16 protein-coding genes and 1 pseudogene are annotated in these 19,821 nt (G+C 66.9%); 11 read left to right on the top strand and 6 right to left on the bottom strand.

All coding sequences use genetic code 11. The features are described from left to right. Positions 1-220 precede the first annotated feature (220 nt). The 3 genes from OG218_RS01500 to OG218_RS01490 all read left to right on the top strand — a co-directional run bounded on the left by OG218_RS01500 (position 221) and on the right by OG218_RS01490 (position 4,918). Entirely contained in the window at positions 221-421 is a 201-nt protein-coding gene (locus OG218_RS01500; protein WP_328291436.1) for a hypothetical protein, read from the top strand. Between the two features lie 35 nt (positions 422-456). Beyond that, on the top strand, positions 457-2,868 hold the full coding sequence (locus OG218_RS01495) for an MFS transporter (RefSeq protein ID WP_328291435.1): 2,412 nt from the start codon (positions 457-459) through the stop codon (positions 2,866-2,868). Between the two features lie 127 nt (positions 2,869-2,995). After that, positions 2,996-4,918 carry an ABC1 kinase family protein gene (locus tag OG218_RS01490; protein WP_328291434.1) on the top strand — a complete coding sequence of 641 codons (1,923 nt, stop codon included), beginning with the start codon at positions 2,996-2,998 and terminating at the stop codon, positions 4,916-4,918. 20 nt (positions 4,919-4,938) lie between these two features. Here the strand turns inward: OG218_RS01490 and OG218_RS01485 are convergent, their stop codons facing one another. Continuing rightward, the gene (locus OG218_RS01485; protein WP_328291433.1) at positions 4,939-5,886 is read right to left on the bottom strand and encodes an AraC family transcriptional regulator; all 948 of its coding nucleotides are present in this window, start codon (positions 5,884-5,886) and stop codon (positions 4,939-4,941) included. 277 nt (positions 5,887-6,163) lie between these two features. Here OG218_RS01485 and OG218_RS01480 point away from each other — a divergent pair, with 277 nt between their 5' ends. The 4 genes from OG218_RS01480 to OG218_RS01465 all read left to right on the top strand — a co-directional run bounded on the left by OG218_RS01480 (position 6,164) and on the right by OG218_RS01465 (position 10,873). Next, positions 6,164-7,555, top strand: a complete 1,392-nt coding sequence (locus OG218_RS01480; RefSeq protein ID WP_328291432.1) for an ABC transporter substrate-binding protein — start codon at positions 6,164-6,166, stop codon at positions 7,553-7,555. A 109-nt stretch (positions 7,556-7,664) separates the two neighbouring features. After that, a complete protein-coding gene (locus tag OG218_RS01475; RefSeq protein WP_328291431.1) occupies positions 7,665-8,636 on the top strand; it encodes a carbohydrate ABC transporter permease in 972 nt (323 codons plus the stop codon). Positions 8,637-8,719: 83 nt separating this feature from the next. Continuing rightward, positions 8,720-9,529 (top strand): carbohydrate ABC transporter permease, encoded by an 810-nt coding sequence (locus tag OG218_RS01470; RefSeq protein WP_442906444.1) that lies wholly within the window; start codon positions 8,720-8,722, stop codon positions 9,527-9,529. A 300-nt stretch (positions 9,530-9,829) separates the two neighbouring features. Further along, positions 9,830-10,873, top strand: coding sequence for an NAD(P)-dependent alcohol dehydrogenase (locus tag OG218_RS01465; protein ID WP_442906346.1), 1,044 nt, complete (start codon positions 9,830-9,832; stop codon positions 10,871-10,873). 69 nt (positions 10,874-10,942) lie between these two features. Here the strand turns inward: OG218_RS01465 and OG218_RS01460 are convergent, their stop codons facing one another. Next, on the bottom strand, positions 10,943-12,010 hold the full coding sequence (locus OG218_RS01460) for an intradiol ring-cleavage dioxygenase (protein ID WP_328291428.1): 1,068 nt from the start codon (positions 12,008-12,010) through the stop codon (positions 10,943-10,945). Between the two features lie 278 nt (positions 12,011-12,288). On the opposite strand from OG218_RS01460, the pseudogene OG218_RS01455 reads away from it, so the two are divergent. Further along, positions 12,289-12,453: pseudogene (locus OG218_RS01455) on the top strand (DNA-binding response regulator); the annotation flags it as partial. A 141-nt stretch (positions 12,454-12,594) separates the two neighbouring features. On the opposite strand, the gene OG218_RS01450 reads toward OG218_RS01455, so the two are convergent. The 3 genes from OG218_RS01450 to OG218_RS01440 form a co-directional block, all read right to left on the bottom strand. Then, entirely contained in the window at positions 12,595-13,446 is an 852-nt protein-coding gene (locus tag OG218_RS01450; protein ID WP_328291426.1) for a transposase family protein, read from the bottom strand. A gap of 165 nt (positions 13,447-13,611) precedes the next feature. Then, positions 13,612-14,508 carry a carbohydrate ABC transporter permease gene (locus tag OG218_RS01445; RefSeq protein WP_442906345.1) on the bottom strand — a complete coding sequence of 299 codons (897 nt, stop codon included), beginning with the start codon at positions 14,506-14,508 and terminating at the stop codon, positions 13,612-13,614. Next, positions 14,498-15,418, bottom strand: coding sequence for a carbohydrate ABC transporter permease (locus OG218_RS01440; protein WP_328291424.1), 921 nt, complete (start codon positions 15,416-15,418; stop codon positions 14,498-14,500). The genes OG218_RS01445 and OG218_RS01440 overlap by 11 nt, the downstream gene beginning before the upstream one ends. Before the next feature lie 404 nt (positions 15,419-15,822). Here OG218_RS01440 and OG218_RS01435 point away from each other — a divergent pair, with 404 nt between their 5' ends. Continuing rightward, the gene (locus OG218_RS01435) at positions 15,823-16,842 is read left to right on the top strand and encodes a LacI family DNA-binding transcriptional regulator (protein ID WP_328291423.1); all 1,020 of its coding nucleotides are present in this window, start codon (positions 15,823-15,825) and stop codon (positions 16,840-16,842) included. After that, positions 16,806-17,117 (top strand): hypothetical protein, encoded by a 312-nt coding sequence (locus OG218_RS01430; RefSeq protein WP_328291422.1) that lies wholly within the window; start codon positions 16,806-16,808, stop codon positions 17,115-17,117. Before OG218_RS01435 ends, OG218_RS01430 begins: the two co-directional genes overlap by 37 nt. Here the strand turns inward: OG218_RS01430 and OG218_RS01425 are convergent. Next, positions 17,094-18,386, bottom strand: coding sequence for an ISL3 family transposase (locus OG218_RS01425; RefSeq protein ID WP_328291421.1), 1,293 nt, complete (start codon positions 18,384-18,386; stop codon positions 17,094-17,096). The two genes, OG218_RS01430 and OG218_RS01425, sit on opposite strands and share 24 nt — an antisense overlap. Before the next feature lie 399 nt (positions 18,387-18,785). On the opposite strand from OG218_RS01425, the gene OG218_RS01420 reads away from it, so the two are divergent. Further along, a complete protein-coding gene (locus tag OG218_RS01420) occupies positions 18,786-19,382 on the top strand; it encodes an SGNH/GDSL hydrolase family protein (RefSeq protein ID WP_328291420.1) in 597 nt (198 codons plus the stop codon). Positions 19,383-19,821: the final 439 nt, after the last annotated feature.

Genomic DNA, 19,821 nt, shown 5'->3' with positions numbered 1-19,821 from the left:
CTGCGACCGCGGTATCCGTTGCGGGAATAGGACCTCGCCTGGCTGACGACCCGGTCGAAAGTCCCGACGTACGTCAAACGCAGTAGCTGCAGACGGGTCGGCGGGACGACGCGACGGCATCGGGGCCCAGGGGAGTCTGAGACCACTCGGGCGGCACGTTCCGCAGAACGCGCGTCCACCCCGGGCACCTCGTCCTCAACCTCGAACTCAGGAGCCCCCCGTGAAGAAGTTCCTCTCCTCCAAGCCTGTCCTGCTCTTCCTCTTCGTCTTCAACGCGATCGTCGCGATCGCCGCGTATTTTGTCGTCGACGGGTCCCAGGGCCTGGCCACCTCAATTGGGATGGGCGTCGTCTCCCTCGGTGCCCTCGCCGCCCTGGTGAGTCGGCGCGAGCCGGGACCTCGAGCCGACCCGCAGCGCTGAACCCGACCACCACCCACCGACGCATGGAGGAAATCGTGTCCAGCCCCACCCCTGACCCGCCCGGCCAGCACGTAGCCACCGCAGCAGCAACCCCGTCGGCGGCGCCCGTCGGGCGGATCGTGGCCGTCCTGGCCTTGGCCGGGATCGCCGTCTCCCTCATGCAGACGCTGGTCATCCCCATCGTCTCCGAGCTTCCCGCCCTGCTCGGCTCCACAGCGGCGAACACCGCGTGGGCCGTGACGGCGACCCTTCTCGCCGGCGCAATCGTCACGCCCATCGCCGGTCGCCTCGGCGACATGATCGGCAAACGGCCGTTGCTCATGGTCAGTCTGGCGATGATGGTGATCGGCTCCGTCGTCTGCGCTCTCGCCGACTCCCTCGTCCCCCTCGTCGTCGGACGGGCTCTGCAAGGATTCGCCGCCGGGGTCATCCCATTGGGCATCAGCCTCATGCGCGACGTCCTCCCGGCCGAGCGCGTGGGACCCTCGACAGCGCTCATGAGCGCCTCCCTCGGCGTGGGTGGCGCCCTCGGTCTGCCGGCCGCGGCGCTGATCGCCGACAACTTCAACTGGCACGTCCTGTTCTGGGTCGCGGCCGGGTTGGGTGCTGTCGTGCTGCTGCTGGTGGCCACCCTCATCCCCGGGACTCCGCGAAGACCCGGCGGGCGTCTCGACGTCGTGGGTGCGCTGGGCCTGTCCGGTGCCCTCGTCGGACTCCTGCTCGGCGTCTCGAAGGGTTCTGCCTGGGGATGGACCAGCGGGCGGACCCTCGCCCTCCTGAGCGGCGGTGTCCTCCTGGCCCTGCTCTGGGGCCGCTACGAACTGCGCACCAAGCAACCCCTGGTCGACCTGCGCACCACCGCGAAACCGCAGGTCCTGCTGACCAACCTCGCCTCCTTGCTCTTCGGCTTCTCCCTCTTCGCGATGTCCCTGGTCTTCCCCCAGCTGATTCAGCTGCCGTCCACCACCGGGTACGGACTGGGTAAGTCGATGCTGGTGGCCGGACTGGCGATGATCCCCTCCGGCCTCGTGATGATGATCGGCGCGGGCATCTCCTCAAAGATCACCGCGACCTACGGCGCCAAGGTCAGCCTGATGATCGGAGCGCTCATCACCTCGATCGGCTACGTCCTCGGGATCGTCATGATGGGCGCCGTCTGGCAGCTCTCGATCGTCTCCGGAGTCATCGGCCTGGGCATCGGCTTCGCCTACGGAGCGCTGCCCGCCCTCATCATGTCCGCCGTGCCGGTCACCGAGACCGCCTCGGCGAACAGCTTCAACACCCTCATCCGCTCGGTGGGCACCTCCGTGTCCAGCGCTGTCGCGGGTGCCGTCCTGGCCGCCTCCGCCACGACCCTCGGTGGGGTGAGCGTCCCGTCGCAGAACGGGTTCCGGACCATCCTCGGAGTGGCCGCCGGGACGGCCCTCGTCGCTCTGCTGATCGCCGCTTGCATCCCAGGTCGCCAACGCGTGGACAGCCAGCTCGCCCCCGCCGCGGCCATCGCGTCCGACTCGCTGGAGAGCGGTGCCCCGCGGTCGGGTGCGGAGGAGCTGGAACCGGCACTGCCGGAACCAGCACTGCAGAATCAGCACGACACCCACCCCGTGCCCGCGGCCTCGAGCTTGCCCACCTCGACGTGGGAGGTCCGTGGAACGGTGCACACCGACGCAGTGCGACCCCTGGCAGGTGCGGTCGTGACCATCGCCGACTCAGCGGGGCGACAGATCGCCCGTGCTGCCACCGGTGCGGCCGGTGAGTACCACCTCACCGTCCCGGTCGAAGGTTCTTATCTTGTGGTCGTCGCGGCGCCCTCCCTCAGTCCGCGAGCGGACCTCGTCGCGGTGGACGGGAACGACGTCGTGCACGACGTCACCCTCACCGGGCGTGCGGCATTGAGTGGTCAGGTCCTCGGCCGGTCTGCGAGCGAGGAGCGTGCGGGGACGCCGGCCCGCCTCACCCTCATCGACACGACCGGGCGCGTCGTGGCTTCCGCCACGACGGACGACCTCGGGAACTTCGCCTTCTGTGGTCTTGCCGGAGGTTCCTACGTCCTCAGCGCTCGTGGGCCGGTCGGTCGGCCCATCGCCCGTCAGGTGGTGGCCGACGGTGACACGGAGGTGTTCGTGGAGCTCGTCCTCACCCGGGGGGCCACTCTGAAGGGGACGGTCACCGCCGGTGGAGCGGAGCACCCATTGCCGGAGGCCACGGTGCAGTTGGTCGACGGCCTCGGTCGGCTGGTCTCCGTGACCGCGGCGGCGTCCGACGGGCGCTACGAGTTCATCGACGTCCCTGGCGGCACTTACACGGTCTCGGCCAGCAGTCACACCCCTGTTCCGACTTCCGTCTCGCTGAAGGAGGACGGTCTCGTGTACCTCGACCTGCACCTCGGCGACAGTTCTGTCTCGGTGTCGTCCCGCGTCCACCGTGAGGGTGCCTCGACACCCTGAGGAGACCCCCAAAAAAAGATCTGCAGGACAAGGCCTGTGGGATCCGCGGTGGAGGCCACCGCGGATCCCGTCATAGGGTCGCCCTGGATTCGCCGCCAAGAACGTCCCCGCTGACCTTGGAGTGCGCATGCGTCTAACCCTCATCACCCTGGGCATCATCTTCTTCTCCGCGTGGACGGTACGACGGCTGCTTGGCATCACCCGGGGTCGCTGGTTCGCCACCTTCGTCGCGGCCCTCCTCGGTCAGGCCGCGTCGCTGGGGATCCTGCAGTCGGTCACGGGTGACTTCCTCACCCTCCCCACCCGGTGGTACCCCGTCGGGATCGCTCTGGCCGTGGTGTTGTCGATGGCGGTCTTCGTCGTCATCGAGATGTTTTTTCGACCCCGTGCTCCCCGGGGCTTCGTTCTGCCGCATCCGATCTCCGGAGCGCGGCGGCGTCTGCAGCGGGCGGCCCGTTACGTTCAGGTCAGTCGGATCGCGCTGCGCAAGGGTCTGCTTCGGCCCGGTGGCAACGACACCGAGGTGAGCGGGTCGCGGCTCGGGCGCTCCTTGGCCGCGACCCTGGAGGAGGCCGGCGGGCTCTTCGTCAAACTCGGTCAGGCGATGGCCGCGCAACCCCGCCTGGTGACCCCTGCGGTCGCCGCAGAGCTCTCGCGGCTCAACGACCAGGTGGTTCCGGCCGACGCACGGGCTGCCCTGCAGGTCATCCACGACGAGATCGGCGACCCGACGGCGATCTTCGCTGAGTTCGCGCCGGAACCGGTCGCCGCGGCCTCCATCGGCCAGACCTACTTCGCCACCCTGCTCGACGGGCGTCACGTCGTGGTGAAGGTGCAACGCCCCGGTATCCGGGAGTCCGTCGAACGCGACCTCGACATCCTCGACCGGCTCGCTGAGACACTGCACCTACGCGCGGCCTGGGCCCGGAGCATCGGTCTGCGGGAACTCGCGGCCGGTTTCGCCGAAGCCACCCGGGAGGAACTCGACTTCCGTCTCGAGGCGGCCAACACGACATCTGCTCGAGACTCGCTCCTGGACTCCGATGACCTGATGATCCCCAACGTCATCGCAGAGTTCACCACTCGTCGGGTGATGGTCCAGGAACGAGTCCAAGGTCGTGGGATCGGGGGAGTCGGGGCTCTGGACGGCCTCGACAGCGCCCAGCGCACCGCCCTCGCCGACGGGTTCCTGAAACTGATGGTCCGCCAGATGGCCAACGGTGAGAAGTACCACGCCGACCCCCACCCCGGGAACGTGCTGCTGTGCAGCGACGGTCGGTTGGCCCTCATCGACTTCGGGTCCGTGGGGCGCCTCGACCGCTACGAGCGTGCCGCGTTGGTGGACATCTTTCGCGGGTTGCAGGCGGAGGATCCGACGTTGCTGCGGCAGGCCGCACTGCGCATCGGGACTCCGGCGGGTCGCGTCGACTCCGAGGCGCTCGACCGGGAACTTGGACGGTTGCTGGCGCGGTCGCTGCAGCCGGGGAAGAACCTCGACCCGGGCATCTTCGCGGACGTCGTGTTCGTCTTCCGTGACTTCGGCATCTCGCTGCCCCGATCGACCACCACGCTGTTTCGGGCCCTGGCCATCGCGATCTCGACCCTCGAGGTGATCAGCCCGTCGTTTGACCTCATCAATGCCGTCCGGACACTCGAGGGCGGTCGGGGGTCATCCCTGACGTCCCCGCGCACCGTGAAGGACTTCGTGCAGCGGGAGGTCCTGAGTTCCGCCCCCGTCCTGGCGCGGCTGCCGCGTGACGTGGACGACGTCGCGCGGTCCCTGGTGCGGGGGGACCTCCGGCTGCGGGTCAGTCTCTTCTCCGAGCCGGAGGACGTGAAGGCCGTGCGCGGGATCGTGAACCTGTTGACGACAGGGCTGGTGGGCGCGGCGCTGGTGCTGGCCTCGGCGGTCTTGATGACCGTCGATCCTGGTCCGGGACAGCTGGTCGGGCTGGTGCGGTCGGTGGGCGGCGTCGGGCTGGCGTTCTCAGTGCTGCTGCTGCTGCGAGTGATCGTGCAGCTGCTCTCCGAAGCTCGCCGAACGGATTGACACGCGTCACTCCTCGCGTGTCATCGTCGGTGGGCCGGCGGGATCCACCCCGCATCCACTCCGCCTCGTTGGCGATGCGTCGACGGGGTATGACCGAAATAGGCAAGAAATTGTCGATTGAAGTTGGAAAGGTTCTGGTAGCCAACCATTGTGCAGATCTCATGCACTGGCCGCTTCGTTTCCAGTAGGAGGTTTGCCGCTTGCGTCAAACGCAGCTTCCGGACCATGTCGGTGAAGCTGAGTCCGCTTGCCCGCTTGAAGTATCGCGAGAAGGACGACTCATTCATACCTACCAAGCTGGCCGCGGCCGACAGACGAACAGCGTCCGTAAGGTTCTTCACGACGTAGGTCAGAGCGGTGCCCACCACCTGCTCGGCGAGCGGATCATCCACTCGGGGCTCCCATACCCCGGACATCAGTTCGTACTCCTCTTCGGGAGCTGTGACCATCAGGTGAAAGAGCCCGAAGATGTGTGTCAATCGGTCCGCACCCCGGGCCGCGCCGATCCGTTCCAGCGCTATCGCCCCCGCGGCAGCCGTGGCCCCGCTGAACGACACCCCTGAACGTGATCGTGACCATAACGGGGTCAATGCCCGCAACTCCGGTAACAGTTCCTCGCACCCCTGCAGCCAGCGACTACTGAATTGAAAGACCACGTCGCGGCCGATGAGCACCTCGCCGGGCTCCACGTCGGAGATCCAGTCGTGTGGCACATTGGGACCGATCAGGGCTAGCTGCCCGGCCCCGAAGACACCGACAGTGTCACCCACGATGTAGCGGCCTGGTCCCGAGCGAGCCAGGTGCACCTCATATTCAGGGTGGAAGTTCCATCGAGCGAAGGAGCTGGGGTAGTCGTGGACATGCCAGCGGGCCGAGAGGTCAGGATCGGGTGGGACCAGTTCGCGGACGGCGACCGCAGACGCCCGACGCGGTGACTGGTGGTGGCTTTGGTGGGGAGCAGAGCCCATGAAGACCTCCTCAAGGCGCATCAAAGTATCAGAAGCGAGGCATCTGCGGCGCTAGTCAGCCTCTGGCGCCGCTGCCTAGACTCCTCGGCAGCGACAGGGCGGGAGCGCGTCGCGACGAGCGCGATCGGTTGGTGGACTCGCTGGGCGGGTCTGCGGGGTCCGTCGAGCACTTCGCGGGCCCCAGAGACCGTTGAGGGCCTCCCGAGGAAAATATCCGTCAATGACGACATCAGGAGAACTCATGAATGACCAGACGTCTCGAAAGCTGAGTACCCAGGTGGCCACCACGTGGGACGGCGCTTGCAGCCGCCGCGCAGCCTTGGGCGGCGCGGCCGGCCTCGGCGCTGCCGCCGCACTGACCGCCTGCTCGGGCGCCGGTGGCGGGACCACGGGCGGCGGCGGTGGTGGCGGCGACAGCAAGACGATCAACGTCATCATGGTCAACAACCCGCAGATGGTGGACCTGCAGAAGCTCACCGCGGACAACTTCACCAAGGACACCGGCATCACCGTGAAGTACACGGTCCTGCCCGAGAACGACGTCCGCGACAAGATCAGCCAGGAGTTCTCCAGCCAGGCCGGTCAGTACGACGTCGCGTCGATCTCGAACTACGAGGTCCCGTTCTACTCCAAGAACGACTGGCTCGCCCCGATGGACGACTTCATCGCGGCGGACTCCGCGTTCGGTCAGGACGACATCCTCAAGCCGCTGGCCACCGCGCTCACCGGCGACGACGGCAAGGTCTACGGCGAGCCGTTCTACGGCGAGTCCTCGTTCCTCATGTACCGCAAGGACGTCTTCGAGGCCAACGGCATCACCATGCCGGACAAGCCGACCTGGGACGAGGTCGCGGGTTTCGCGGCCCAGCTCGACGGCAAGACGCCCGGCATGAAGGGCATCGCGCTGCGCGGCCAGCCCGGTTGGGGCCAGGTCTTCGCCCCGCTCACGACGGTGGTCAACACCTTCGGTGGCACCTGGTTCGACGAGGACTGGACCGCCCAGGTCAACGCCCCGGAGTTCGTGGCCGCGACGAAGTTCTACGTCGATCTCGTCACGGCCCACGGCGAGTCCGGCGCCCCGCAGGCCGGGTTCACCGAGTGCCTCAACGGCATGACCCAGTCGCAGGTCGCCATGTGGTACGACGCGACCTCCGCCGCCGGTTCGCTGGACGCCAGCGGTTCCCCGGTGGCCGGCAAGATGGGCTACGTCGCCGCGCCGGTCAACCAGACCGACTCCTCGGGCTGGCTGTACACCTGGGCGTGGGGCATCCAGAAGGCCTCCAAGAACCAGGAGAACGCCTGGAAGTTCGTCTCCTGGGCCTCCAGCAAGGAGTACGAGGAACTCGTGGGCAAGCAGGTCGGCTGGGCCAGCGTGCCCGCGGGCAAGCGCACCTCGACCTACGAGAACGCCGACTACCAGAAGTCGGCCGCCCCGTTCTACAAGGCCACCCAGGACGCCATCAACGCCGCGAACCCGGAGGACCCGGGTGTGCAGAAGCGTCCGGCCGCCGGCATCCAGTTCGTGGCCATCCCCGAGTTCGCCGACATGGCGACCCAGGTCTCCCAGCTCGTGTCCTCGGCCATCGCCGGTCAGATGAGCGTCGAGGACGCCCTCGACCAGGGCCAGGACATCGCGACCAAGCTGGTCAGCGACAAGTACAAGAAGTGACCCACACCGCGGCCGCCCCCGCACGGGGGCGGTCGCGGTCTCCCCGGGTAACCGGGTCGGTCGCCAAGAGCACGCCGGACCCACCTCAGTCCTCGGAGGACGTCCTTCCATGAGCACATCGAGCACCACGGCTGACAACCGCTCCAAGGTGGGGCCGGACAGGCCCCAGCGCAACGCGGGTCAGGCGCGCAGAGCCGCCGACTGGGCCCGCCGGGCGCCCCTCCTCCCCGCGCTGCTGTTCACGATCGTCGTGACGCAGTTGCCGTTCCTGGCGACCATCGTCATCTCGTTCATGAACTGGAACTCCTACTACCCGCAGGACCGCGGGTTCGGTGGCATCTCCAACTACGTCTCGGTCTTCACGAACGCCCAGCTCCGCGGTGCGGTGTGGAACACCGTCCTGCTGACCGTCACCGTCGTCGCGGTCAGCCTCGTCCTGGGCATGCTCATCGCCCTGCTGCTGGACCGGAAGTTCATGGGCCGCGGGGCCGTCCGCACGATGATGATCGCGCCGTTCCTGGTCGTCCCGATCGCGGCTGCGCTGCTGTGGAAGCACGCCCTGTTCAACCCGAACTACGGCCTGCTCAACGGCACGCTCAACGCGATCTGGAAGCTCTTCGGCTCCGACGGCGCACCCCAGGTCGACTGGCTCTCGACCGCCCCGAAGATCGCCATCGAGGTCTCCCTCATCTGGCAGTGGACCCCGTTCATGATGCTGATCCTGCTCGCCGGCCTGCAGTCCAAGCCGGCCGACGCCGAGGAGGCCGCCCGCATGGACGGCGCCACCGGGTTCCAGATCTTCCGCTACCTGACCTTCCCGCACCTGCGCCAGTACCTCGAACTCGGCGGTCTGCTCGGGGCCATCTACATCGTGCAGAACTTCGACGCCGTGTTCACCATCACCGCCGGTGGTCTGGGCACCGCGAACCTGCCGTACACGATCTACCAGACCGTGTTCTCCGCCCACGACTACGGCCTCGCCTCGGCGATGGGTGTCGTCGTCGTCATCGCCACCATCATCGTCGCGAACTTCGCCCTGCGCGTCGTCGCGAGCATGTTCAAGCAGGAGGCCGGTCGATGAGCACCATCGCGAACAGTGGGACGCTCAAGGCGAACACCAACGCCCACGTCCCGACCTCGAAGCGGGAACAGCGTGCCCGCGAGATGAACCGCAGCAAGCCGGTCTGGGGTCTCATCGCCTGGATCGTCGGCATCCTCTTCGTGCTGCCGGTCCTGTGGATGGTCCTCACCTCGCTGCACTCCGAGACCGACGCGGCGACCAACCCGCCGTCGATCGCCGCCGGGCTGACCCTCGACGGGTACCGCTCGTTCTTCTCCGCGCAGCCCGCCGCACCGCTCATCAACTCGGCGATGGCGTCGGTCATCTCGACCCTGATCGTCCTGGCCCTGGCGATCCCCGCGGCGTTCGCGCTCTCGATCCGTCCGGTCCAGAAGTGGACCGACGTCATGTTCTTCTTCCTGTCGACGAAGTTCATGCCGCTCGTCGCCGGGCTGCTGCCGCTGTACCTGTTCGCGACCAAGACGGGCACGCTGGACAACATCTGGCTGCTGATCGTCCTCTACACCTCGATGAACCTGCCCATCGCGGTCTGGATGATGCAGTCGTTCCTGGCCGAGGTCCCCGGCGAGATGCTCGAGGCGGCCTCCATCGACGGTGCCGGGCTGATCCGGATGCTCTGGTCGATCGTCCGTCCCGTCGCCATGCCGGGGGTGGCCGCCACGGCGCTGATCTGCTTCATCTTCAGCTGGAACGAACTGCTGCTGGCGCGGACCCTGACCGGGACGATCGCCGGCACCGCTCCGGTGTTCCTCACCGGTTTCGTCACCAGCCAGGGCCTGTTCCTGGCGCAGCTGTGCGCCGCGGCGACCGTGATCTCGCTGCCGGTCCTCGTGGCCGGGTTCGCCGCCCAGGACAAGCTAGTGCAGGGTCTGTCCATGGGTGCCGTGAAGTAGACGTGCGGCGCGGGGCGGTGTGCGGGGGAACGGTTATCGCAGTGGTGCCATGACGGCTTGGTTGTGAGAACCGGGGGGATGGCACCCGGCTTCCCTAGGTTTCCTTAGGGGAAGGCTGCAGCTAGTAGGCACTACACCGATGGTGCTGCTGATAGGTCCGGAGACGGACGCCACTGTGCACGTCGTGCGCGGCATGCGGCAAAGTTACGGTCCGTCTGCCGCAGACCAAGGCGTCTCACTGGGTACCCATCTGTTGAACGGCGTCGGAGTTGTAATTCTTGCAGAGATTAGGAAGAAAGTATGGCGACCATTACTGAGGGCGTTCCTATGACGATGCGAGTAAGTGTCCTGCTGAAGCAGGGCGTGATCGAAATGCAGGAACGACCCGTGCCCACCCCTGCCGACGGCGAGGTGCTGGTGAGGGTCGGTTCGGTCGGCGTCTGCGGGTCCGACGTCCACTACTACAAGCACGGCCGCATCGGCGACATGGTCGTCACCGCGCCGATCGTCCTGGGCCACGAGGTCTCCGGGACCGTCGTCGGCGTCGGGCGCGGAGTTCCCGAGGAACGCCTCGGTGACCGGGTCGCGATCGACCCGCAGGTCCCGTGCCGGACGTGCCGGCAGTGCAAGACCGGTCGCTCGAACCTGTGCCCCTTCATGGAGTTCTACGCCACGCCCCCCTTCGACGGGACGTTCTGCGACTACGTGACCGCACCCGTGGACCAGGCCTACACCGTGCCGGACAGCCTGTCCGACGAGTCCGCGGCGCTGCTGGAACCCTTGAGCGTCGGGCTCTGGGCCGCGCACAAGGCCGACGTCGGCCCGGGCGACCAGGTGCTGATCGCCGGGGCCGGCCCGATCGGGGCGATGGCTGCGCAGGCCGTCCGCGCCCGGGGCGCCACCGACGTCGTCGTCACCGACTTCGTCGACTCCCGCCGGGAGCGGATCACCGGGTTCGGGGCGACCCGGGCGCTGCACCCCGTCCAGGACGCGGCCGAGATCGCGCAGATCCGCGCCGACGCGTTCATCGACTGCTCGGGGGCGACGCCCGCTGTCCTGTCGGGCATCAACTCCACCCGCGGTGGTGGGACCGTCGTCCTCGTCGGTCTCGGCGCGGAGGAGATGCCGATCCCGGTGCAGCTCATCGCGACCCGCGAGATCAACCTCACCGGCGTCTTCCGCTACATCGACACCTGGCCCCGGGGCATCGAACTCACCACCTCCGGTGCCGTCCACCTCGACGACATGGTGACGGCCCGCTACCCGCTGGAGCAGGTCGAGGACGCGTTGAACGCCGACTCCGACCCGCTGAGCATGAAGGCCGTCGTGATCGTCAATGGCTGAGTCGCGCACTGGGGCCCGGAACTATCGCCGTCGGATGAGCCGATAAGACCCATGCTGACGTCCTCGGGTTTAGGCCGAGGTGGGTCGGTCGGTCGGCATGTCGGTGGGCATCCCGCTGGGCGCCCCCGAAGGCGGGGTCCCGCCCATGCCACCACCCCCGCCGCCGGAGGGGGCGGAGCCCGCGGTGGGGGTAGTGGAGGTATCGACGCCGACCTTCAACGTCACGGCGTAACCGTTGGTGGTGTCCCCGGTGACGGTGGCCAGCTGCGTGGCGCCGGAGTCGTCGCTGAAGACGTTGTCACTGGCGAGGGTGACCCCGGCGAGGTTGGTGATGGACTGCTCGTAGCCGGTGGTGGCGTAGACGGTGTCACAGACATCTTCTGGCAGGGCCAGCTGGGACGTGGCGATGGCGTTGGTGGCGTCGGTGATGTCGTCGACGGAGGGGTAGACCTCGAAGTGGATGTGGGGCCAGCGTCCGGAGTAGCAGGCGGGGAAGATGCTGGTGAAGGTGACGTCGCCGTTGGCGTCGACGGCCTGGACCCCGCGCAGGTAGTTCTCGTTGGTGATGCCGTCGGAGTAGAGGGAGTAGTTCCCGTCGCGGTCGCAGTGCCAGACGTAGACCGCGGCCCCTTCCATCGGGGAGTCGTCGGCGACCATGTCCACGATGTTCAGCGTCAAGGTCATCGGGATGCCGGGGGCGGTGGTGGTGGAGGTGCCGAAGCTGGAGGTGATGTCGGAGCGGACGACGCCGGACTGGGTGAGGACGTTGGTTCCGTTGGAGCCGTCGCCGGGGTAGGGGCCAGCGGTCTCGTCGGGGATCTCGCTCAACGCGCTGGTACTGGCGGTGTTGCTGGTGCTGGTGGCGCTGGCGGTGTCGTCATCGCCGCAGGCGGCCAGGCCGAGCCCGGCAGCGCCGAGGGTGAGCAGGCCCAGCATCCGGCGACGGTCGAGCCCGCGGCGGTCGAGCATGGTGGCGATGTCGAAGGCGAGGCCCTGGTCGTCGACGTCCTCCTCCTGGCGGGGCAGGACACGGCCCTCGTAGGTGCGAACCGCGGCGGCGCGAGACGCGCTGAGAGGCGCGACGCGGGCGCTGCGAGCCTCGTGGTCGGAGACGAAGTTGCGGTCGTGCTGGGCCATGATGGTCCTTCCTGCGGGGTTGACCTCATCACCATCGGTGATCCAGTCAGACACTTGACATGTTTGAGGTGTGCATCAGCTGTGAGCGCAGACCGTGCGCGGTCGTCGGAGTCTTGACGGCCGGCTCCCGCCGCGTTGGCCTTGCCTCAGCCTTGGCCGTGACCCCACCGCGGTGAAGGCACGGCCGGTAAGGGGCACAGCTGGACAGTTCGCGACGCACAGACTGGCCACAGTCCGCGTACTGACGATCCTTCGACTGCAGCGCGAACGATGAGGCCATGACCGTGACCGCCACCGCGTCCACCACAACCTTGATCAACCGCCGATCGGAACTCACCCGCCCCGACGGCACCGCCCTGCGGGTCCTCGTCGTGGACGACGAGTCGACGCTGTCGGAGCTGCTCAGCATGACCCTGCGCTACGAGGGCTGGGAGGTGTCAACGTGGGCTTCACTAAGATCTTCGATTGTTGTTTTTTGTAGATAGAGGCGATCACTGCTAACGCTAAGCATTCCCGGGTGGTGCAAACCTGAAGATGGCGGGGTATTGAGCTCTTCTCCGTAGCGGCCTGACCGTGACGTTCGGTCATGTCGTCCGCTCGTGTTCGAGGTGTAGGACGACGAGGACGGCGGCGGTGATCACCCCGATTCGCCAGGGGCAGAGGCTGACCTTCTGCAGGACGCGGTAGTTCTTTAACCAGGCGTTGCCCTGCTCGGCGCGGGCGCGCACGTAGGCATGAACGCGGTTGAAACTACGCTCATCGACGCTCAGGTCGCGGTCCTTTAGAACTTTGTACGGGCAGGTGAGACGGGCTCGTTCGCCTTCGTAGCCGAGGTCGGCCAGCACTCTGTGCCCGGCGTCGCTGAACTCGACCAGGGCGGGAAGCAGATCGGTGTGGGTGCGGGCGCAGCTGGTGTCGTGTTCGCGACCTGGGCGCACCGGCGAAACCCAGAGCGGCCAACCGTCAGGAGCGGTGACAACTTGGATGTTGCCGCCGTGACGGCGGTGTTTCCCTGACCACCAGAGGTCTACCCGTCGCTTCGCTTGTCGACCTCTCCGGGTCGTGGGTCCTTGGACCGCAACACGGTTGGTGGTCACCAGCGTCCCGTCGAGGTTCACGTGAGTGTGCCCAGCGGCGTGCGCGGCCAGCAGCGTCGGACGCAGTCCTGGCGCCTGCGCAGCCAGAACCTCGAGGGCTTCGTGCACGTAGCGGTAGGCGGTGGAGGTGCCCATGCCGTTGTCGCGGGCCAGCTGCGTCACCCGGGTGGCGTCGATCAGGAACCGGCAGATCAGTACCGCGTGGGCGAAGACGCCCAGCACCCGCCGTCCGGCGCGGGTCCCTACCTGCACACGGTGGCTCAGCAGGAGGGCGGCGATGTGTTGGACGGTGGCCCGGGAAGTAGGCAGCACGGCGGTGTAGATGACAGGATCAGACACGGTGGAGCTCCGGTGGTGGATGTTGCCGTAGGAAGCCCTCCGTCTATCGGAGTTCCACCCTCACCCGCCACCTCAGCCCTCGAGGAAGCACGACCGACGTCACCAGCTGCGACTGTCAGGCCGCTACTGAGAAGAGCTCAGTGAGAGGGACGGTGAGTGGAGCCCTCACTTGCCGCCGGTGGTCGCGATGCCCTTGATGAGGAACCGCTGGCCGAAGAGGAAGACCGGCAGCAGGGAAACCACGCTCATCGCAAACATTGCACCCCAGGAGGACTCGGAGGTGGAGTCGATGAAGGAGCGCAACGTTACCGGCACGGTGTACTTGTCGGGGTCGGTCAGGTAGATGAGCTGGCCGAAGAAGTCGTTCCAGGTCCAGATGAAGGTGAAGATCGCGGTGGTGGCCAGCGCGGGCACCATGAGCGGCAGGATGATCTGGCCGAAGATGCGGATGTGTCCACAGCCGTCGATGCGCGCGGCCTCGTCCAGTTCGGTGGGGATACCGCGGATGAACTGCACCATGAGGAAGATGAAGAACGCGTCGGGGGCCAGGAATTTGGGGATCACCAGCGGTAGGATGGTGTTCACCCAGCCCAGGTGGGAGAAGAGGACGTACTGGGGAACGATCACCACGTGGAACGGCAGCATGATCGTCAGCAGCATGATGGCGAGCAGCGCCTTCTTGGCCTTGAAGTCGATGCGGGCGAAGGCGTAGGCGGCCAGCGAACACGAGATCAGGTTGCCCAGGACGGCGCCGAGGACGACGGTGAAGGAGTTCAGCAGGTAGTGCCCGAAGGGGGAGGCTAGCGCCTCCCACCCGGTCGAGTAGTTCTGGAACTGGGGATCTTTGACCAGCAGACCCGGTGCCTGGAAAATCTCCGCCTGTGGTCGCAACGAGCCGGCGACCATCCACAACAACGGGTAGAGCATGAGCAAGGCGGCGGCCAGCAACACGATGTGCTTGATCACCGAGCGGAGGCGTGAGGCCATGAGGGAGGAGCGCGGGCGGTTGGGACGAGGCGCTCCCTGTGGGGCGCGGGGCGGGGACAGCACGTCAGTCGTCATAGAAGACCCACCACTTCGACGCATAGAAGTTGATCGCGGTGAAGGCTCCGATGATGAGCAGGAGCACCCAGGCCATGGCCGATGCGTAACCCATGTCGAAGTTCCCGAAACCGCGTTGGTAGAGGTAGAGCGTGTAGAACAGCGTCGAGTCGCTGGGGCCGCCCGTCCCACCCGAGACCACGAAGGCCTGGGTGAAGGACTGGAAAGCGTGGATGAGCTGCAGCACGAAGTTGAAGAACACGATCGGAGTCAGTAGCGGCAAGGTGATCGCAAAGAAGGTGCGCAGTCGACCGGCGCCCTCGGTCGCGGCGGCCTCGTAGTACATGCGCGGTATTTGGCGCAGCCCGGCGAGGAAGATGACCATCGGTGAACCGAACGTCCAGACGTTCAGGATGATGATGGTGCTCAGCGCGGTGGAGGGGTCGGAAACCCATCCCCGCCCCTCGACACCCACCAGAGCCAGGACTTGGTTGACCAGACCCTGGGTTCCGAAGAGCTGGCGCCACAGAACGGCGATGGCCACCGAACCGCCGAGGAGGGAGGGCAGGTAGAAGATCGAGCGGTAGAACGCCAGCCCTTTCATACCGCGGTCCAGCAGCAACGCCAGACCCAGGGCGAGGGCCAGCTGCACGGGCACCGAGATGAATACGTACAGGAAGGTGACCGCCAGCGACTTGTGGAGTCGCTCGTCGCCCAGCATTCGGGTCAGGTTGTCCAGGCCGATCCACTGGGGCGCCTGGATGAGGTTGTAGTCGGTGAAACTCAGGTACAGCGACGCCAGCATCGGGCCGAGGGTGATGACGATGAGGCCGATGAACCAGGGGGCCAGGAACAGGTAGCCGGTCCGGGTCTCTCGTCGACCGGTGCCGGAGTTCTTCTTGAGGTCTCTCAGTTCGCCCAGGGCGCTCACAGGGTTCCCCCTCGGGAGTCCCTGCGGGGCCAGCGGTGGGTCAGATCGAGGACTGGCGGGGCGAACGGTCGGGATGCCCGGGACCGACAAACGACGGGAGGCGGTGGCGCGGTGTACATGCGAGCTCCTTCGCTCGAGTGACTCAGCCGGGGGGCGGTGGCCATCGGATAGTGAACGTTCACCATCCGCACTCGTTGTGACGGTAGTGAACGATCACCCTGTGCGCAAGAGGTGTGCCCCGACACCCGGGGGTTGTCGGCGATTGCACCGTCCGTCCCAACAGTAATCATGCCGTCCGTTCTGACATGGTGACAGCAGCGCGCTCGGCTGCTACGGTAGTGAACGTTCACCATCAGCGTCAACGCGTCGTCCCTCGAGTGGACGGCCGGGGCGAGGAGGCCACCATGAGCGTTGACCGCTCAACCCAGCGACGTCCCACAATCATGGAAGTAGCGCGCCTAGCAGGGGTTTCCCACCAAACCGTCTCCCGCTACCTGCGCTTCGAGGGCGGACTGAAGACGGCGACCAGTGAACGGGTAGCCTCAGCCATCGTCGAGCTCGACTACCGCCCCAACCTGCTGGCTCGCGCTATGCGCAGCCGCAAAACGGGCCGACTAGCGCTGCTGCTGCCCAACGGCACCGCCGTCAGTTCCCTGGAGATGCTGGCCGGCGCCGCCGCAGAGGCCTCCGAGGCCGGCTACTTCGTCGAGCTCGTCACCCTGGCCGGCCCCCCCGAGCTCCGAGCGGCTCGGGTACTGGAACTGGCAGACTCTGGGCTCTTCGAGGGCATCGTGTCCCTGACCCCGCTGCCCTTGCCAGCTGAGCGCCCCGGTCTTCGATCCACCACCCCCGTGCTCGTCGCACCCAACTACGACGAGCATATGCGCGGCATAGGCGAGGTCGCCGACGCCTCCTCCATGGTGGAAATCATCGAAGGGCTCGCCGAGCAGGGGCACCACACCTTCCTGCACGTCTCCGGGGACTACGCCCACACCTCGGCCCGTCAACGACTCGAGGTCTACCTCGACACTCTGCACCGCCTCGGGTTGCGCTCCTACGCGGTAGCCGACTGCTCATGGTCGGCGCCCCTGGCCCACCGGGCACTGCTGGACCTGCCCGACGACAGCGGCGTCACCGCCGTCATCGCCGCCAACGACTCGCTCGCCGCGGGGGCGATCAGCGGCGCGCGGGAACGGGGGTGGGACGTCCCCAATGATCTCAGCGTCACCGGATGGGACAACAACCCGGTCGCGGCAGCCATGGCGCCCGCCCTGACAAGCGTCTCCATCGAGCACGCGATCCTGGGTCGACACGCGGTGGCTCAACTGCTGGCTGTCCTGGGTGACCAACCACAGCCACCCCCGCATGAGCCCATCACCCACGTCGTGTGGCGGGCCTCGACAGGACCAGCCCCCCGCGGCTGATGACCGCGACCGCGAACTTTCACAACCTGACCGACGCCTGGCACCAGCGAGTGCTCACCTCGTTCCAGCGCTGCCGAGCGGGGGTGAGCGACTTCTCCTGGATCAACGTCGGCGATTCGATTGCCACCGGACGGATAGGCATCGAGACCGCAGACGATCACTACACGGCGCTCGCCAGTGACGAGCTGGCGCGGATGGTGAAACTGCGGGCCGAACTTTTTTGCGGCTCTCCTGACACATGTGTGAAGCCGTCACCGGCCTCCCCGCCCCGGTAGCGGCGGGCAGAACCCACCCAACGCCAGCATCGCCAACCCCACCAACGGTGCCGAAGAGTGGAACCCGAACGCCACCCGCGTCAGGACCCGGATCTTCGTGTTCATCGACTCCACCAACCCATTCGAGAGGCCATGCTCGAACGTCGCCTCGATCGCCGGCCGGTGCCTGATGATGTTGCGCGAGAGAGCCACAAACGCCGGGATCCGACACCGCCGGGCCCACCCGATCCACCGATCCAACGCCTGGCTCGCCGCGCCCGGACCGTCCTGACGGGCGATCCGGAAAACCATCCGCAGACCCTCCTTCAACAGGTACGCCCGATGCAGGCGCGGATCCGTCCGCGCGATCCATCCCAACTGCGCCGCCTGGTTCTCGCTCAAGTCTTCAGGGTTCCTCCACAACGCCCACCGCGCCCCCTTCAACGACCGCGCACCCCCGGTCGCCGCCGGCGCTCTACCCAGCGATCGGTCACGACCAACCGCGCCTCGAGCCCGGTTCCACGAACCCCGACGCTCCTCGTCCAACGCCTTGCTCGCCCACTGCACGACATGGAACGGATCAGCACAGCGCACCGCGTTCGCACACCGCTGCGCCACAACCGTCGCGATCCAGTTCGCACCGTCGGCGGAGACGTGCGTGATCGACGCCGACCGCTCGGGACCGAGTGCGTCGAAGAACCCCCGCAGCGTCTCCTTGTCCCGACCCGGCGCGGCCCACACCAACCGCCCGGTGTCGTGATCCACCACGACGGTCAGGTACTTGTGGCCGCGTTTGTAGGAGATCTCATCGATGCCGATCCGCGCCAGCCCCGCGAACCGGTCCGCCCCTGTCAATGCGCCCGCCGTGACCCGCTCGACGATCACCCCAACCGTCCGCCACGCCACCCGCATCAACTGCGCCACAGCTGATCGGGACGTGTGAACCGCCAGCCACGCGACCTGCTCGTCAAAGGCGAGAGTGTGACCGGCGTCGTGACGAGCCCACGGCACGGCAGCCACCACCACTCCATGCCTTCGGCACTGGACCCGCGGCGCTGCCGCTTGGACGAACGCGCGCACACTGCCCACGTCCAGCGCCCGCCACCGCCGGACTCCGCGCCCGGCATCGAAGCGGCGGCACGGCCGCCGACACCGCCCGCACCGGTTAGCGGCGCGCTTAGGCACCCGCACCGACACGACGAGCACCCCGGCGTCCTCGTCGAGCTCGACGTCTTCGACGACGGCCTGCTGCAGTCCGAGCAGCTCAACCCATATCCTGGCTCCGCGCACGCCGTTCTCCCGTGGTGACGATCATGATCTCGACAATCAGGACCGTAGCCACCAGGACGGCGTGCGCCCTGCATCTCAGCTGCTCAGAGGCGTCGGGACAGCCAATCTGAGCTCATACATGTGTCACAAGAGCCTTTTTTGCACACCCCCCAGGGGCCGCAAGAAGGAGCGGTCAGCTGGTCGGGCGCACCGTGGCCGGTTCAGGCCGCGCGTGCGGGCCTTTTTGGTGCCGGGAGCTGGCACGCGAATCCTCGCAGCGACAGCGTTCTGACCTTCACGCCGCCACGACCAGCGAGTACTTTCTCCATCGGTATGGATGGCGATTCGAGCTTTGAGTTCAGCACGGACGGAGGGCGGGTCTGGCGGCCTGGCGCGACCACCTCCAGCGCGTCAGCGCGAGTGGATGTTCCTGCCGCGACCACCAAAGGTCGGATCATGCTCAGGGCGGCAGGACCCGGCTGCACGATCCACTACCTCACCGCCCGCGACAATCGGCGGACGGCACTCCGGTGGTACACCAGTGGCATCCCCGGCGCCCGAACTCCTGATGTGGCCCGCGCGGTGTCGGCCGTTGGCGGTGCCGCCGATGTCTACCGTGCGGTGGCGGCAGATTTGATCACCGTGGCCATCGGCGTCAACGACAGCATCCACGCCGATGAGCAAGCCTTGGCCGGCAGCGCCGCCGCGCTTGAGACGCTGGTGAGAAACTTGCTCGACAGACAGTCCGCCTGCGTCGCGCTGATGGGTGCCGTCCCCGTCCGTGAGGACTACCAACCCGGGCCGTGGCGGGTGCGCGATGCCTACCGCGACCTCTACCGGCCTGTTGCGGAGAAGTTTGGCATTCCCCTGCTCGAGATTGAGCCGGCGTGGGGTGGATACGGCAGGGCTGCGCGCGACGGTCTCGTCGCCGACCACGTGCATCCGAACGTGGCCGGGCACGCTGCCATCGCCAGAGGATGGGTGAACTTGCTCAACGGCTCGGCACCCTCTCGGTGACAGCGGCATTGCGCGTCCGAACCGCCTGACGATCCGACCACGAGCCTCCGCCCTGAGGTCTGGATACTCTGACTTTCCTGGGCTCAGAGGCCGATTCCGAAAGGTTCGGCTGAGACGCCGCAGCATCGTCCTCGAGCAGGCGACCGGCGCCATGCCAGCGCTGAGGAGATCGCCGGCTTACAGTTGCAGGCTAGACGACGTGCCCGATGGATCCAGGCGTAGAAGCGTTTCGTGACCCACCGACGGGACAGCACCGTAATTCGGTGCTGTCCGGCTGACGAGGGACCACCACGGTGTCGATGCCAAGCTGGCAGCGTGATCGACGGAAGCCTTCTTGAAGCCTTGATCGCACCAGATTGCCCGCACGCTGGGACTTGCTCGGCGACCGGTTCGGTAGGGTGATTCCGCCCGCGTTGTCGCTGACCTCGGCACCGATGAC

The sequence above is a fragment of the Kineococcus sp. NBC_00420 genome (genome assembly GCF_036021035.1).
Taxonomy (GTDB): Bacteria; Actinomycetota; Actinomycetes; order Actinomycetales; family Kineococcaceae; genus Kineococcus.
This window is presented reverse-complemented; position numbering and strand designations above follow the sequence as displayed.

Excerpts from the sequence above, each read along its gene's own strand:
- OG218_RS01490 (WP_328291434.1), top strand. The coding sequence starts at position 2,996 with ATGCGTCTAACCCTCATCACCCTGGGCATCATCTTCTTCTCCGCGTGG.
- OG218_RS01485 (WP_328291433.1), bottom strand. The coding sequence starts at position 5,886 with ATGGGCTCTGCTCCCCACCAAAGCCACCACCAGTCACCGCGTCGGGCG.
- OG218_RS01475 (WP_328291431.1), top strand. The coding sequence starts at position 7,665 with ATGAGCACATCGAGCACCACGGCTGACAACCGCTCCAAGGTGGGGCCG.
- OG218_RS01470 (WP_442906444.1), top strand. The coding sequence starts at position 8,720 with ATGAACCGCAGCAAGCCGGTCTGGGGTCTCATCGCCTGGATCGTCGGC.
- OG218_RS01465 (WP_442906346.1), top strand. The coding sequence starts at position 9,830 with ATGGCGACCATTACTGAGGGCGTTCCTATGACGATGCGAGTAAGTGTC.
- OG218_RS01460 (WP_328291428.1), bottom strand. The coding sequence starts at position 12,010 with ATGGCCCAGCACGACCGCAACTTCGTCTCCGACCACGAGGCTCGCAGC.
- OG218_RS01445 (WP_442906345.1), bottom strand. The coding sequence starts at position 14,508 with ATGACGACTGACGTGCTGTCCCCGCCCCGCGCCCCACAGGGAGCGCCT.
- OG218_RS01435 (WP_328291423.1), top strand. The coding sequence starts at position 15,823 with ATGAGCGTTGACCGCTCAACCCAGCGACGTCCCACAATCATGGAAGTA.